Annotated in this window: 18 protein-coding genes; 12 read left to right on the top strand and 6 right to left on the bottom strand. The window is 68.7% G+C overall.

Annotation, left to right across the window (positions count from 1 at the left end):
• Positions 1-103 precede the first annotated feature (103 nt).
• A complete protein-coding gene (locus Q9R17_RS15490) occupies positions 104-724 on the bottom strand; it encodes a glutathione S-transferase family protein (protein ID WP_308155486.1) in 621 nt (206 codons plus the stop codon).
• Between the two features lie 70 nt (positions 725-794).
• On the opposite strand from Q9R17_RS15490, the gene Q9R17_RS15495 reads away from it, so the two are divergent.
• From Q9R17_RS15495 to Q9R17_RS15525, 7 genes are all read left to right on the top strand, one after another.
• On the top strand, positions 795-1,760 hold the full coding sequence (locus Q9R17_RS15495) for a WYL domain-containing protein (RefSeq protein ID WP_308155487.1): 966 nt from the start codon (positions 795-797) through the stop codon (positions 1,758-1,760).
• A gap of 46 nt (positions 1,761-1,806) precedes the next feature.
• The gene (locus Q9R17_RS15500; RefSeq protein WP_308155488.1) at positions 1,807-2,742 is read left to right on the top strand and encodes a lytic transglycosylase domain-containing protein; all 936 of its coding nucleotides are present in this window, start codon (positions 1,807-1,809) and stop codon (positions 2,740-2,742) included.
• 164 nt (positions 2,743-2,906) lie between these two features.
• Positions 2,907-3,527, top strand: coding sequence for a ubiquinol-cytochrome c reductase iron-sulfur subunit (petA, locus tag Q9R17_RS15505; protein ID WP_308155489.1), 621 nt, complete (start codon positions 2,907-2,909; stop codon positions 3,525-3,527).
• On the top strand, positions 3,527-4,786 hold the full coding sequence (locus Q9R17_RS15510) for a cytochrome bc complex cytochrome b subunit (protein WP_308155490.1): 1,260 nt from the start codon (positions 3,527-3,529) through the stop codon (positions 4,784-4,786). Before petA ends, Q9R17_RS15510 begins: the two co-directional genes overlap by 1 nt.
• The gene (locus Q9R17_RS15515) at positions 4,779-5,528 is read left to right on the top strand and encodes a cytochrome c1 (protein WP_308155491.1); all 750 of its coding nucleotides are present in this window, start codon (positions 4,779-4,781) and stop codon (positions 5,526-5,528) included. Before Q9R17_RS15510 ends, Q9R17_RS15515 begins: the two co-directional genes overlap by 8 nt.
• A gap of 135 nt (positions 5,529-5,663) precedes the next feature.
• Positions 5,664-6,299 (top strand): glutathione S-transferase N-terminal domain-containing protein, encoded by a 636-nt coding sequence (locus Q9R17_RS15520; RefSeq protein ID WP_308155492.1) that lies wholly within the window; start codon positions 5,664-5,666, stop codon positions 6,297-6,299.
• A gap of 88 nt (positions 6,300-6,387) precedes the next feature.
• A complete protein-coding gene (locus tag Q9R17_RS15525) occupies positions 6,388-6,855 on the top strand; it encodes a ClpXP protease specificity-enhancing factor (protein WP_308155493.1) in 468 nt (155 codons plus the stop codon).
• A 501-nt stretch (positions 6,856-7,356) separates the two neighbouring features.
• Here Q9R17_RS15525 and Q9R17_RS15530 read toward each other — a convergent pair.
• The 4 genes from Q9R17_RS15530 to Q9R17_RS15545 all read right to left on the bottom strand — a co-directional run bounded on the left by Q9R17_RS15530 (position 7,357) and on the right by Q9R17_RS15545 (position 9,928).
• Positions 7,357-7,707 carry a DUF3301 domain-containing protein gene (locus tag Q9R17_RS15530; protein ID WP_308155494.1) on the bottom strand — a complete coding sequence of 117 codons (351 nt, stop codon included), beginning with the start codon at positions 7,705-7,707 and terminating at the stop codon, positions 7,357-7,359.
• Positions 7,708-7,775: 68 nt separating this feature from the next.
• Positions 7,776-8,729: a DUF2272 domain-containing protein gene (locus Q9R17_RS15535; protein WP_308155495.1), complete on the bottom strand. Its 954-nt coding sequence runs from the start codon at positions 8,727-8,729 to the stop codon at positions 7,776-7,778.
• Between the two features lie 81 nt (positions 8,730-8,810).
• Positions 8,811-9,662 carry a carboxylating nicotinate-nucleotide diphosphorylase gene (nadC, locus tag Q9R17_RS15540; RefSeq protein ID WP_308155496.1) on the bottom strand — a complete coding sequence of 284 codons (852 nt, stop codon included), beginning with the start codon at positions 9,660-9,662 and terminating at the stop codon, positions 8,811-8,813.
• Positions 9,659-9,928, bottom strand: coding sequence for a Trm112 family protein (locus Q9R17_RS15545; RefSeq protein ID WP_308155497.1), 270 nt, complete (start codon positions 9,926-9,928; stop codon positions 9,659-9,661). The genes nadC and Q9R17_RS15545 overlap by 4 nt, the downstream gene beginning before the upstream one ends.
• A gap of 58 nt (positions 9,929-9,986) precedes the next feature.
• Here Q9R17_RS15545 and purE point away from each other — a divergent pair, with 58 nt between their 5' ends.
• The 3 genes from purE (at position 9,987) to Q9R17_RS15560 (ending at position 12,090) form a co-directional block, all read left to right on the top strand.
• Positions 9,987-10,490 carry a 5-(carboxyamino)imidazole ribonucleotide mutase gene (gene purE, locus Q9R17_RS15550; RefSeq protein WP_308155498.1) on the top strand — a complete coding sequence of 168 codons (504 nt, stop codon included), beginning with the start codon at positions 9,987-9,989 and terminating at the stop codon, positions 10,488-10,490.
• On the top strand, positions 10,487-11,632 hold the full coding sequence (locus Q9R17_RS15555; protein ID WP_308155499.1) for a 5-(carboxyamino)imidazole ribonucleotide synthase: 1,146 nt from the start codon (positions 10,487-10,489) through the stop codon (positions 11,630-11,632). The genes purE and Q9R17_RS15555 overlap by 4 nt, the downstream gene beginning before the upstream one ends.
• Positions 11,633-11,748: 116 nt before the next feature.
• Positions 11,749-12,090 (top strand): carboxymuconolactone decarboxylase family protein, encoded by a 342-nt coding sequence (locus tag Q9R17_RS15560; RefSeq protein WP_308155500.1) that lies wholly within the window; start codon positions 11,749-11,751, stop codon positions 12,088-12,090.
• Between the two features lie 130 nt (positions 12,091-12,220).
• On the opposite strand, the gene Q9R17_RS15565 is transcribed toward Q9R17_RS15560, so the two are convergent.
• Positions 12,221-12,799, bottom strand: coding sequence for a superoxide dismutase (locus Q9R17_RS15565; protein WP_308155501.1), 579 nt, complete (start codon positions 12,797-12,799; stop codon positions 12,221-12,223).
• 120 nt (positions 12,800-12,919) lie between these two features.
• Between Q9R17_RS15565 and grxD the strand changes: the two genes are divergently transcribed.
• Both grxD and Q9R17_RS15575 read left to right on the top strand, forming a co-directional pair.
• Positions 12,920-13,240, top strand: coding sequence for a Grx4 family monothiol glutaredoxin (gene grxD / locus Q9R17_RS15570; RefSeq protein WP_308155502.1), 321 nt, complete (start codon positions 12,920-12,922; stop codon positions 13,238-13,240).
• Positions 13,237-13,998, top strand: a complete 762-nt coding sequence (locus Q9R17_RS15575; protein ID WP_308155503.1) for an SDR family NAD(P)-dependent oxidoreductase — start codon at positions 13,237-13,239, stop codon at positions 13,996-13,998. The genes grxD and Q9R17_RS15575 overlap by 4 nt, the downstream gene beginning before the upstream one ends.
• Positions 13,999-14,014 lie beyond the last annotated feature (16 nt).

Raw genomic sequence — 14,014 nt, forward strand, 5'->3', positions numbered from 1 at the left:
GGAAAGCGCGCAATTCTACGCGCTTCCCGCCGTGCCTGGCGCTACCGGGGCGGTCGCGGGGCATGGCCCCGCGCCACCGGCATCCGATCCCGCCCGACGGCCGTCACGCCGCCAGCAGGTCGGCGTCGATCTGCCGTGAGCGGTCGAAGGCCTGCAGGGTGTTCATCCGCGCGATGTAGGCCGCCGTGGCCGGGGCCGGGGTGACCAGGCCGAACTGGCTGGTCCACATCAGAGCATTGCCCCACAGCACGTCGGCCGCGCTCATGGTCTCGCCCAGCAGGTACGGCCCCTGCGCCAGCTGTGCCTCGATGATCTGCAGCACCGTATCGGCGTCGTTGTACGGCGACATCGACTGCGCCGGTGCTTCGCGGTGCATCGCCCGGTCGATCATCGCCGGCTCGAAGCAGGCGCCGTAGAAGGCCATCCAGCGCAGGTAGGGCCCGCGCAGCGCATCGCCGATCGGCGGTGCCAGCCCGGCCTCGGGGTACAGGTCGGCCAGGTACAGGTAGATGGCCACCTGTTCGGTCACCAACGCGCCCTCGTGGATGATCGCCGGCACCTTGCCCATCGGGTTGATCGCCAGGTACGCGGGGGCCAGGTTGGCGCCGGCCTTGAGGTCCAGCACCTGCAGGGCGTAGTCCGCGCCCAGTGCTTCAAGCAGGGCGACGGTGCCGCTCGAGCGCGAACGGGCGGCGTGGTAGAGGGTGATCTGACGGGAGTTCATGGTCGGCATCCGCTGGAAAGAGTGGCCATGGTCGGGCACCATTGCGGACGACTTCTGTCCTCGATCCTTCATGCGCCATACCGCCCACCGCCTGTTGCGCCTGATCGCCCTGCTGCAGGCCCGCCGCCACTGGTCCGGGGCCGAGCTGGCCGAGCGCATGGGCGTGGACCGGCGCAGCATCCGCCGTGACATCGAGCGGCTGCGCGAACTGGGGTATCCGATCCAGGCCTCGGCCGGGGTCGGTGGCGGTTACCGGCTCGGCGCGGGCGCGCCGGTGCTGCCGATGCTGCTGGACGAGGAGGAGGCGACCACCCTGGCCATCGCCCTGCGCGCGGCCTCGGCCACGGTGGCCGGCATCGACGACACCGCCCGGGGCCTGTTGTCCAAGCTCGACCCGCTGGTGCCCAGCCGCCGCCGCCAGCAGGCCGGCGAGGTGCATGCGGCCACGGCCACCCTGTCCGACCTGCCCAAGGCCGATGCGCGGCTGCTGGGGCAACTGGCCCAAGCCTGCCGCCAGGCGGCCCGGCTGGCCTTCGACTACCGCAGCGGGCAGGACGTGCTGACCCAGCGCGAGGTGGAGGCCCAGCACCTGATCAACTATGGCCGGCGCTGGTACCTGCTGGCCTGGGACCTGGGGCGGCAGGACTGGCGCACCCTGCGCGTGGATCGCATGGGGCCCACCCGCACCCTGCGGGTACAGGGCGTACACCGGCGTACCCCGGCGCCGCCGGCGGTGATGGTGCGCCAGGCCGTGAGCCAGTCGCCGTTCCGCCTGCAGGCGGTGATGCGCCTGGCGGGGCCGCTGGCCGAGCTCAGCCGTACCGTGCCGCCCTGGTGCGGGGTGCTGGAGGCCGATGGCCCGGACCACTGCCTGCTGCGCGTGGGCGCGGACAGTACCGGCATGATGCTGGCCCAGATCCTGGGCCTGGACCAGGTGCCGCTGGCGCTGTGGACCACCCCGCCGGCGCTGAAAGCCCAGCTGGCCCAGCGCCTGGCGGGACTGGGGACACTGTTCGGCGACGACGGCGAAGGGTGATCGGGTTGGCTTGGCAAGCCCCGGTGAAGCTGGGACACTGCCGGCCATGAAGGGGAGACTGGGGACAACGGCGATCATCATCGCTGCGCTGGCCGCTGCGCCGGCCAGTGCGGGCACGCTGTACAAGTGCGTCGGCGGCGATGGCGTCACCAGTTACGTCAGCAAGCGTGTCAGCGGTGCCCGCTGCGAGGCCATCAGCTATACCCGTGAGGCCAAGCGCCCCCGTGCCAGCGTCGCCACGCGCGCCCCGGCCGTCACCGCGCCGGCCACGCCTCCCGCGCCGGTCCCTGCCACCACGGCCGCTGCGGCCGAGCGCACGCCCACGGCACTCGCCGCCACACCTGCCCCTGCGGCCCGTGGCGCCACGGCAGCACCGGTGGCCCGCCCCGGCCGGGGCGGACGGGTGGTCAGCGGCCAGGTGTATTCCTATATGCAGGATGGCGTGCGCCACTACACCAGCCGCAAGCCGACCCAGGTCGCCAGCCTGGGCCCGGTGCGCACCATCCACTACAGCTTCATCGAGCGCTGCTACGCCTGCGGCATCAACAGCCCGGTCAACTTCGGCACCGTGCGCCTGAACACCACCGCTTTCCATGGCGAGATCGCGTCGGCGGCGCGCGAGTTCGGGGTGGAGGAAGCGGTGGTCCGGGCCATCATCCATGCCGAGTCGGCGTACAACCCGACCGCGCTCAGCCGTGCCGGCGCACAGGGCCTGATGCAGCTGATGCCGCCGACCGCGGCGCGCTTCGGCGTCAGCGACTCCTATGATGCAGCGCAGAACATCCGCGGCGGCGTGCAGTACCTGGCCTGGCTGCTGAAGCGCTTCAACGGCGACCTGACCCTGGCCGCCGCCGGCTACAACGCCGGCGAAGGCGCCGTGGACCGCCATGGTGGCGTGCCCCCCTACAGCGAAACCCGGTACTACGTGCAGCGCGTGGCGCAGTTGGCCGACCGCTACCGCACGGCGTTGAGCCAGCAGTAGTGCCGGGCCATGCCCGGCGAGCGAAGCGGCAACAAAAGATGTTGTGACAATGCGTTGTGTGGCGCGCGACGGTTCAGCTACACTCGGCCCTGATTCAATGCGGCCCTGGCCCCCACCGGACCGCTGGCAGCCTTAAAGCTACCTAATCAATATCGGAGTGCCGGATGGCCAACGATGGGGTATACGATCCAGTCAACACCGGACGTCGGCGTTTTCTTTCTGCAACCACAGCCGTGGTTGGTGCCGTCGGCGTCGGATTTGCCGCAGTTCCTTTCATCAAATCCTGGAATCCCAGTGCCCGTGCCAAGCTTGCCGGCGCACCGGTAGTGGCCGATATCAGCGCGTTGCAGGAAGGCCAGCGCCTGATCCTGGAATGGCGCGGGCAGCCGATCTGGATCGTCAAGCGGTCCAAGGCCATCCTCGAGGCCCTGCATGGTCTGGACGAACGCCTGAAGGACCCCGAGTCCGGCGAGAAGGACCAGCAGCCGGCCTACGTGCTCAAGCAGAACCCCGAGCTGCGCTCGATCAAGGCCGATGTCTCGGTGCTGGTCGGCCTGTGCACGCACCTGGGCTGCTCGCCGGAAATGGTGGCCGAGATCCGGCCCGAACCCTATGACCCGCAGTGGAAGGGCGGTTATTTCTGCCCCTGCCACAAGTCGCGCTTCGACATGTCCGGGCGTGTGTTCAAGGACGTGCCGGCGCCGATCAACCTGCTGGTGCCGCCGCACCATTACCAGGACGACAACACCATCATCATCGGCGTGGATCCGGAGGGGGCTGCCTGATGGCCAATATCCTGAGCCGTACCGCCAGCGGCGTGGCCGACTGGGTCAATGCCCGCGCGCCGGGCCTGATGCCGATCTACCGCAAGCACGTCAGCGAGTACTACGCGCCGAAGAACTTCAACCTCTGGTACTACTTCGGGTCGCTGGCGCTGCTGATCCTGGTCAACCAGATCGTCACCGGCATCTTCCTGACGATGCACTACAAGACGAACGCCGCCGAAGCGTTCGCCTCCATCGAATACATCATGCGGGATGTCGAGTGGGGCTGGTTGATCCGCTACATGCACTCCACCGGGGCCTCGCTGTTCTTCATCGTGGTCTACCTGCACATGTTTCGCGGGCTGCTGTACGGCAGCTACCAGAAACCGCGCGAACTGGTGTGGATCCTGGGCATGCTGATCTATCTGGTGCTGATGGCCGAAGCCTTCATGGGCTACGTGCTGCCCTGGGGCCAGATGTCGTTCTGGGGCGCGAAGGTCATCATCTCGCTGTTCGGTGCCATCCCGGTCATCGGCAACGGCCTCACCGAATGGATCATGGGCGACTACCTGCCCAGTGATGCCACGCTCAACCGGTTCTTCGCCCTGCATGTCATCGCGCTGCCGCTGGTGCTGCTGCTGCTGGTGGTGCTGCACCTGGGCGCGCTGCATGAAGTGGGGTCCAACAACCCCGACGGCGTGGAGATCAAGAAGGGGCCGAAGGGCAACCGCTGGTCGCCGCATGCGCCGGCCGACGGCATCCCGTTCCATCCGTACTACACGCTCAAGGATGGTGTGGGTGCCGGCTTCCTGCTGATCATCGCCGCCTTCATCATCTTCTTCGCGCCGGGCTTCGGTGGCCTGTTCCTGGAACACGACAACTTCACCGAGGCCAACCGCCTGGTGACCCCCGAGCACATCAAGCCGGTGTGGTACTACACGCCGTACTACGCGATGCTGCGGGTGGTGCCGAACAAGCTGGGCGGCGTGATCGTGATGTTCTCGGCCATCGCCATCCTGTTCCTGGTGCCGTGGCTGGACAAGGCCAGGGTCAAGTCGGTGCGCTACCGCGGCTGGATCTCGAAGGTGATGCTGGGCGTGCTGGCGGTGTGCTTCGTGTGGCTGGGCGTGATCGGTTCCGGCCCGGGCACGGATGTGCACGAGACCTACATCGGGCGGGTGCTGACGTTCCTGTACTTCGCCTTCTTCATCACCATGCCGGTATGGACGCGGCTGGACAAGACCAAGCCAGTACCTGAGAGGGTGACCACGCATGACTGAGCGCTGGATGGTCCGGCTGGCCCTGATGGCCGCCCTGATGCTGGGCAGTACCCTGGCCAGCGCCGCCGAAGGGGGCGCCAAACTGCTGCAGGCCGGCAACGACCTGGGTGACCGCGCTTCCCTGCAGCGCGGCGCGCAGCTGTACATGAACTACTGCTCCGGTTGCCATGCGCTGAAGTACCTGCGTTATTCGCGGATGGGCCAGGACCTGGGCCTGACCGAAGAGCAGGTCATGGCCAACCTCAACTTCACCGGTTCGGCCATTGGCGATCCGGTACCGGTGGCCATGCCCAAGGAGCAGGCCGAAAAATGGTTCGGCAAGATGCCGCCGGACCTGAGCCTGATTTCGCGTGTCCGCGGCAGCGACTGGGTGTACACCTACCTCAAGTCGTTCTACCTGGACAGCAGCCGCCCGCTGGGCTGGAACAATACCGTGTTCCCGAACGCGTCCATGCCCAACCCGCTGTGGGAAATGCAGGGCCTGCAGCAGCCGGTGCATGGCAAGTCGGAAATCCCCGGGCAGGACCCGCCGGTGACCGGGCTGCGCCTGGCCAGCCCGGGCACGGTGGATGCCGGCCAGTACGACCAGGCCGTGCGGGACATCACCAACTTCCTGGAGTACGCCGGTGAGCCGGCCGCGTTGAAGCGGCAGCAGCTGGGCGTGTGGGTGATCCTGTTCCTGGCCCTGCTGACCTTCCTCGTGTTCCTGCTGAAGAAGGAATACTGGAAGGACGTTCACTGATCCACGCAGCCGTCATCCCTCCGGCCTATTGGCTTTTGTGATGTGCGGCTGCACACTCGGGGAAGAGTCGACCGCCGGCAAGGGGCTGGCGGCGCCGATGCGGCAGGCGGTTTTCCTGTCGTTGGAGAGCCTTTGATGGCGGCGAGCGTACGCATGCGCAATACACTGACGCTGTTTTCCTCGAACGACGATGTGCTGTGCCATCGCGTGCGTCTGGTCCTTGCGGCCAAGGGCGTGACCTACGACTACGTGGCGGTGGACCCGCAGAATCCGCCCGAAGACCTGATCGATCTCAACCCGTACCATTCCGTGCCCACGCTGGTGGAGCGCGAGCTGGTGCTGTACGCCGCCTCGGTGGTCAGCGAATACCTGGATGAGCGCTATCCGCACCCGCCGTTGATGCCGGTCGATCCGCTGTCCCGTGCGCGCATCCGCCTGGCCATGCTGCGCATCGAGCACGACTGGGTGCCACAGGTGCAGGCCATCCAGCTGGGCAACAAGACCCAGGCCGAAGCCGGTCGCAAGCGCCTGAAGGAACTGCTCACCGCCTCGGTGCCGCTGTTCAAGGCCAGCAAGTTCTTCCTCAATCCGGAAATGAGCCTGGCCGACTGTGCGATGGCGCCGATCATCTGGCGCCTGCAGGCGCTGGATGTCGCCCTGCCCAAGGATGGCAAGGCGATCGAGGATTACGGCAACCGCATCTTCCGCCACCCGGGCTTCGTGCGCAGCCTGACCGACCAGGAAAAGAAGCTGCGCGAGCTGCCGGTCTGAGCCGGACGCGCCCGCTTTCCCGACCGCAGGCCGACTGGCCGGGCCGGCCGGTGCCCCGGCAGGCGGGGCGGGCGCGTACACTTGTCCCATGAGCGAAGACTTTTTCCGCATGACCAGCCACCGCCCGTACCTGTTGCGGGCGCTGGTGGAATGGATCAACGATAATGACCTGACCCCGCATATCCTGGTGGATGCCGGCGTGCCCGGCGTGCAGGTGCCGCCGTCGTCGGTCAAGGATGGCCGGGTGGTGTTGAACATCGCCGAACGCGCGGTGGTCCGGCTGATGATCGACAACGAGATGGTGAGCTTCTCGGCACGGTTCTCCGGCGTGAGCTACCCGGTGCAGGTGCCGATCAGTGCCGTGCTGGCCGTGTATGCCCGCGAGACCGGGCAGGGCATGGCGCTGCCGGATGACATCGGCGGCAGCGAGCCGGCGCCGACCAGCGATGAACTGCTGCACGACGGCGATACCCCATCGGACGAGACGCCGCCGGATGACAGGCCGCCGACCAGCCCGCCGCCGAAGGGGCGCCCGAACCTGCGCGTGGTCAAGTAATTCCCGCCACATCCATCCACGCATGGCGTGGCTCTACCGGGGCGATGTCCTGTAGATCCACGCCATGCGTGGATGCTTATCCCTGCAGATCACCGGCCCGGTTGCCTGATGCGCGCATCGCCCGGACCTGCGCGCGGTCCAATGATTCCTGCCACATCCATCCACGCATGGCGTGGCTCTACCGGGGCGATGTCCTGTAGATCCACGCCATGCGTGGCTGCTTTTCCCTGCAGATCACCGGCCCGGCTGCCTGGTGCGCGCATCGCCCGGACCCGCGCGCGATCCAATGATTCCTGCCACGCCCATCCACGCATGGCGTGGCTCTACCGGGGCGATGTCCTGTAGATCCAAGCCATGCGTGGATGCTTTTCCCTGCAGATCACCGGCCCGGCTGCCTGATGCGCGCATCGCCCGGACCTGCGCGCGGTCCAATGATTCCCGCCACATCCATCCACGCATGGCGTGGCTCTACCGGGGCCCTTCCGGCGTGGATGCCTTTTCTCACACATCCTCGGCATCATCCAGGTCCGGCCGGATCTGGCTGATGCGTGCCGCACCGGGGCCGGTGAACGACACCAGTTCATTGCCCCGCAGCACCATGCGGCCGACATGGCGGTCGATGCCATCGTAGGAATACTCGAACTTGAAGGTGCGCTCGAAGCCGAGCCGGCCGTCTTCGCCGCGGCTCAGGCGCAGGCCAGTGGCATGCACGGCCTGGTCCAGCCACTGCACGTCGGCCGCGCGGCAGGCGTTGCGGCCCAGCTCCACCGCACGCTCGGCGGCCGAACGCGCAGCATTCCAGAAGAAATACACCACGGCGCCGGCGATCATCAGGACGAGCAGGGTAGGCATGGCAGCAGCAGAAAGGAGGGCAGGTGACCAAGATGGCGGCACACGGGCCTGCGATCAAGCACCTGCGTTCATGGCGTGCCCGGTGCGGGTTCCGCCACCGGCACCGCAGGCAAGGGCGGCGCCTGCAACGGCGCGGTGGCGGTCAGCTGCAGCAGGGCGGCCCAGTCCTGGCGGTTGAAGCTGCATTCGTCCTCGCGCCCGGGCGTACAGGTGGGGTCGATGCCATCGCTGCTGCGCCCACGCGCAGCCGGCAGCTGGATGTGCCCGGTACGGTCCAGGGCCAGCAGGCGCATCGCTACGGTGTTCATGACGTTGCCTCCCACCAGGTACAGGGTCTGGTCGCCGCCCAGATTGGCCGACACCACCACCTCGCAGTGCGATTTCCAGTGGCCGACCGAGCCATTGCCCAGCGCCTGCACCAGCCCGCTGTAGCTCAGGGTCGTGCTGCGGTCGCGCAGGAAGCACAGCAGATCGCCCGGTGCGGGCTTGGCGGTGGCCGGATCGACCAGCCGGTAGGGCACGCCCTGCGGCCCCGCCTGGTAGGCCGCGCGGATGTAGTCGATGTGGCGCGGGGAGGTGTTGAAGCCGGGCACACCGGCCCGCACCATCACCCAGGAAATGAAGGCCGCCGACCACGGGTTGTCGATGAGGAACGCGCGGCAGTCGCTGTCGGTGTAGCGGGTGCCCAGCGGCGCCAGGCAGCTGCCCGCACCGGGCAGGCTGCCCAGGGCGTTGAGCGTGCCGCTTTCACGCCAGTAGGTGCTCACGCGCTGCCAGGCGATCAGGCCGTTGTCGGCCAGGTGCTCGTTCTCGGCTTCGGTCACGCTGAGGCTGGCCGCGCGGCCCTCGCGGTCGATGAAGGGCCGGTACCAGAGCCGGTGCTCATTGCAGGCGGTGATGCGGATCGCCACCGCCAGCGGGCTCAGGCCGAAGCGTGGGGGCACATCGCAGGCTTCGGCGGCGGCCGCCGATACGGGCAGGGTGGCCAGCAGCAGGCCAGCAGGCAGCAACATCCGGCGCATGCGCGGCTCCGGTGGGGGATGCCCGCAGCGTCGCAGCGCCCTCGTGAACGCCGGGTGTGAGCCGATGGCGCCGGGCCTGCCTCAGCCCGGCGGCGGGCCGAGCTTCAGCGACAGGTCGATGGCCTGCACGTGCTTGGTCAGCGCGCCGATGGAAATGCAGTCCACGCCGTCTTCGGCGATGGCGCGCAGGCCGTCCAGCCCGACGCTGCCGGAGACCTCCAGCGGGATGCGGCCGGCCGTGATGCGCACGGCCTGGCGGCGCATGCCGGCGTCGAAGTCGTCCAGCAGAATGCGTTCGCAGCCGGCTGCCAGGGCCTGCTGCAGCTGGTCCAGGTCTTCCACCTCCACCACCAGCGGCAGCTGCGGCCACATCGCCCGCGCGCTGGCCACCGCCGCGGCCAGCGAGCCGGCCGCGCGGATGTGGTTCTCTTTCAGCATCACCGTGTCGTACAGGCCGAAGCGGTGGTTGTCGCCGCCCCCGCAGCGCACGGCGTACTTCTGCGCCATGCGCAGGCCGGGCAGGGTCTTGCGGGTGTCCAGGATATGCGTGCCGGTGCCGGCCACGGCCGCGACGTAACGGGCGGTCGTGGTGGCGGTGCCGGACAGCGTCTGCAGGAAATTGAGCGAGGTACGCTCGGCGCTGACCAGGCTGCGGCTGCGGCCCTGCAGCAGGGCCAGCACGGTGCCGGCGGGTACGGCCTGGCCTTCCTCGACCTGCCAGTCGATCCGCACCTGCGGGTCCAGCGCCCGGTGGGTGGCATCGAACCAGGGCCGGCCCGCGATCACCCCGTCCTGCTTGCACAGCAGGTAGGCGATGTCGGGCTGGTCGGGCAGCAGCGCTGCGGTGACGTCACCGCTGCCGATGTCTTCGGCCAGCGCGCGGGCGACATCGGCCGCGACCTGGGCCGCATCCGGCGCCGGCAACCTGGTCATGCGCCGGGGAAACCGTCGATCTGCGCGGTCGGGATGGCTTCTTCGGCCAGCAGCACCGGAATGCCGTCCTCGACCCGGAACAGCTGCTTGCGGTCACGGCTGACCAGCACCTCGCGCAGGGGCTGCGCCAGCGGGTTGCCGTCGGCCTTGCTGACCGCACCGGCGGCGATCGCCCGGTTGAGCGCTTCCAGGCCGGCGGCCTCCAGCAGGGACAGGGGCTGGCGGGTGTCGGGCGACACCAGCAGGTCAAGCAGCTTGCGATCCATGGTTCTTCGTCTTGCGTGGAAGACGGCTAGAATACGTCTTTAAGGTAGGTGACGGCCAATGACCCCCAATCACACCGCGCCGCTTGTCGGCATCGTCATGGGTTCCCGCTCCGACTGGGAAACCATGCAGCACGCCGCCCAGAAGCTTGAAGCCCTGGGTGTTCCGTTCGAAGTGAAGGTGGTATCCGCCCACCGCACGCCGGACGTGTTGTTCAGCTATGCCGAACAGGCCGGCCCGCGCGGCCTGCGCGCGATCATCGCCGGTGCCGGTGGCGCCGCGCACCTGCCGGGCATGCTGGCCGCCAAGACCGCCGTGCCGGTGCTGGGCGTGCCGGTGCAGTCCAAGGCCCTCAACGGCATGGATTCGCTGCTGTCGATCGTGCAGATGCCGGCCGGCATCCCGGTGGCCACCTTCGCCATCGGCAATGCCGGTGCCTCCAATGCCGCGCTGTTCGCCGCCGCCATGCTGGCCAGTGACCAGCCGGCCATCGGCCAGGCGCTGGACGGCTTCCGGGCGCGCCAGACCGAAGACGTGATGGCCCACGACGACCCGCGCCAATGAGCCTGACCGTCGGCATCCTGGGCGGGGGACAGCTGGCCCGCATGATGGTCCTGGCCGGTGCGCCGCTGGGGCTGCGTTTCGAGCTGTACGACCCGGCGGCCGACGCCTGCAGCGGGCCGCTGGCGCCGCTGACCGTCGGGGCCTTCGATGACCGCCAGGCGCTGGCCGCTTTTGCGGCCAAGGTCGATGTGGTCACCTTCGATTTCGAGAACGTGCCGGCCGACAGCGCGCAGTGGCTGGCCGGGCAGGTGCCGGTCTACCCGCCGCCGTCGGCACTGGCCGTGGCCCAGGATCGCCTCAGCGAGAAGACCTTGTTCCAGCAGCTGGGCATCCCGCTGCCGGCCTTCGCCGACATCCGCAGCCGCGACGAACTGGCCGCGAAGGCTGCCGAATTCGGCCTGCCGTGCATCCTCAAGACCCGCCGCCTCGGTTATGACGGCAAGGGCCAGTTCCGCCTGCGCAGCGAGGCCGACATCGACGCCGCCTGGGAGGCGCTGGGGGGCCAGGTAGAGCGTACCGGGCTGATCCTGGAAGGGTTCGTGGCATTCCAGCGCGAGGTCAGCGTGGTGGCCGTGCGTGGCCGCGATGGCAGCTTCCAGGCATGGCCGGTCACCGGTAACTGGCACGTCGATGGCGTGCTCTCGGCCAGCGTGGCCCCGGCCGTGCTGTCCGATGAGGAACACACCGCTGCGGTCGGCTATGCCCGCCGCGTGGCCGAACACCTGCAGTACGTGGGGGTGTTCGCGCTGGAGCTGTTCTGCCGTGATGGGCAGCTGCTGGCCAACGAGATGGCGCCGCGCGTGCACAACTCCGGGCACTGGACCATCGAAGGCAGCGAGACCTCGCAGTTCGAGAACCACCTGCGTGCCGTGCTGGGCCTGCCGCTGGGCAGCACGCGCATGCTGGGCCATGCCTGCATGCTGAACTGGCTGGGCGCGATGCCCGACCCGGCACCGGTACTGGCCCAGGCCAGCGGCCACTGGCACGACTACGGCAAGCAGCCGCGCGACGGCCGCAAGGTGGGCCACGCCACCCTGCGTGACGACGATGCCGCTGCGCTGGCCGCTGCGCTGGAGCAGGTGGGTGAGGCATTGGGCCGCCAGGCCCAGGTCGCGCCGGCGGTCCGCACACTGCGCGGTTGAGCGGTGGCGTGCGGGGCAGGGGCCGCGCACGGATGCAACGTTGCAATGCGCCGGTGCACGCATCGGCGCGACCGCTGCAGTGGTAGCGTGGGACGCCTGTCACTGGAGTCACCACGATGCTCGACTGGAATGCCTACCGCAAGGAACTGAAGGGCCGTATCGGCGAGATCGGCAAGCTCTCGCCCGATACCGTCAAGGGCTATGCAACCCTGGCCAATGCCGGCGCACAGACCGGCCATCTGGATGCCAAGACCCGCGAACTGATCAGCCTGGCCGTGGCGGTGACCACCCGCTGCGATGGCTGCATCACCGTGCATGTCGATGCCGCGCTCAAGCAGGGCGCCAGCCGCGAGGAGATCGCCGAGGCGCTGGGCGTGGCCGTGGCCCTCAATGCCGGTGCCGCGCTGGTGTATTCGGCACGGGTGATGGATGCCGTGGCCGCGCACGAGGCCGCCTGAGCGGGGCCGACGCCGAGCCCCGCCCGGTACACCACCGTCCGGGCGCGTTGCCCGGGATCCGGCCATATCGGGCCGCCCCCGGTAGCGCCAGGGCATGCCGGGCGGGATGTCCCCCGCTCGCCGCAGCGCCTCAGCGCAGCTGGCTTTCAGCGAACTCCCAGTTGACCAGCTTCCAGAAGCCGTCCAGATAACGGGCGCGCTCGTTCTGGTAATCGGTGTAGTAGGCGTGCTCCCACAGGTCGCAGACCAGCAGCGGCGTGCTGTCCCCGGTCAGCGGAGTGCCTGCGTTGCGGGTGACCTGGATGCCCAGTTGCCCGCTGGGGTGCTGCACCAGCCAGGCCCAGCCCGAGCCGAACAGGCCCAGCGCGGCCTTGTTGAAGGCCTCGCGCAGCTGCGCGGCATCACCGAACTGGCGCTTGACCAGTTCGGCCAGCCGGCCCTGTGGTTCGCCGCCACCGCGCGGGCGCAGGCACTTCCAGTAGAACGCGTGGTTCCAGGCCTGCGCGGCCGCATCGAACAATGCGCCCTGGGCGTGGCGGACGATGTCCTCCAGCGGGGCATCGTCCCATTCGGTACCGGTGATGGCCGCATTGACCGCATCCACATAGGCGCGGTGGTGGCGGCCATGATGCAGTTCCAGCACCTGGGGCGACAGGTGCGGCAGCAGGGCGGACGGGGCGTAGGGCAGGGCAGGCAGTTCGACGGGCATGGACGGGTTCGTGGCCAGGGGGCGGCGGCAGCCGGTTCCATCGGCTTACAATGGCGGCTAACGTGGGAAGTCTAGCCGACCGCCGCGGTCGGTTTGTCCGGCGAAGCAAGGAGTGTGGTTGTGGCGGTAATGCAGCAGATACAGGCCGAGGTCGATCGTTACCCGCTCGTGTTGTTCATGAAGGGCACCCCGCAATATCCGACGTGCGGCTTCTCCAGCCGCGCGGTACAGGCGCTCATGGCCGCTGGCGCGGTGTCGCTGCGCACCGTCAACGTGCTGGAGGAGCCGGAAATCCGCGCCAACCTGCCACGCTTCTCCAACCTGCCGACGTTCCCGCAGCTGTTCATCAACGGCGAGCTGATCGGGGGCTGCGACATCGTGATGGAACTGTTTGAATCCGGCGAGCTCAAGCGCATCGTCGAAGAGGCCACCCAGGGATGAGTGCCACGCCATCGCCGTCACCGGCTCCCGGGGCGCTCGATGGCCGGGTGATTCTTGTCGCCGGGGCGGGCGGTGGGCTGGGCAGTGCTGCAGCCGTGGCCGCCGCCGCCGCCGGGGCCACCGTGGTGCTGCTGGGGCGCAAGCCGCGCCGGCTGGACCGTGTCTATGCCCAGGTGCAGGCCGTCGGGCCCGAACCCCTGCTGTACCCGCTGGACCTGGAGGGGGCCAGCCCGGATGACTACGCCGAACTTGCCCGCGCACTGCAGGCCGAACTGGGGCGGCTGGATGGCGTGCTGGTCTGCGCGGCCCATTTCCCGGGGCTGACCCCGTTCGAGCTGGCCGACCCGGCCAGCTTTGCCCGCGCCGTGCATGTCACCCTCACCGCACCGGCCTGGCTGGCCCAGGCCTGCCTGCCACTGCTGCGCCAGGCGGAGGATGCGGCGCTGGTGTTCTGCGTGGATGCCCCGGAGCGGGTGGGGCGGGCCTACTGGGGCGGCTACGGCGCCGCCCAGCATGGGCTGCGCGGGCTGATCGGCAGCCTGCACGACGAACTGGCCAACAGTCCGGTGCGGGTCAGTGGCTTGTCCCCCGGGCCATTGCGCACCGCGCTGCGTGCGCGGGCCTATTCGCTGGACCAGGACCCGCTGGCACAAGGGCCTGAACAGGCCGCGGCGGCGGCGGTGCAGCTGTTGTCCCCTGCAGGACAGGCGTGGCGGGGGCAGGTGCTGGACGTGACTGGAACGCCTGCACAGTTGTAATCGATCCAGCAAGGTG

The organism is Stenotrophomonas sp. 24(2023) (genome assembly GCF_030913365.1).
Lineage (GTDB): Bacteria > Pseudomonadota > Gammaproteobacteria > Xanthomonadales > Xanthomonadaceae > Stenotrophomonas.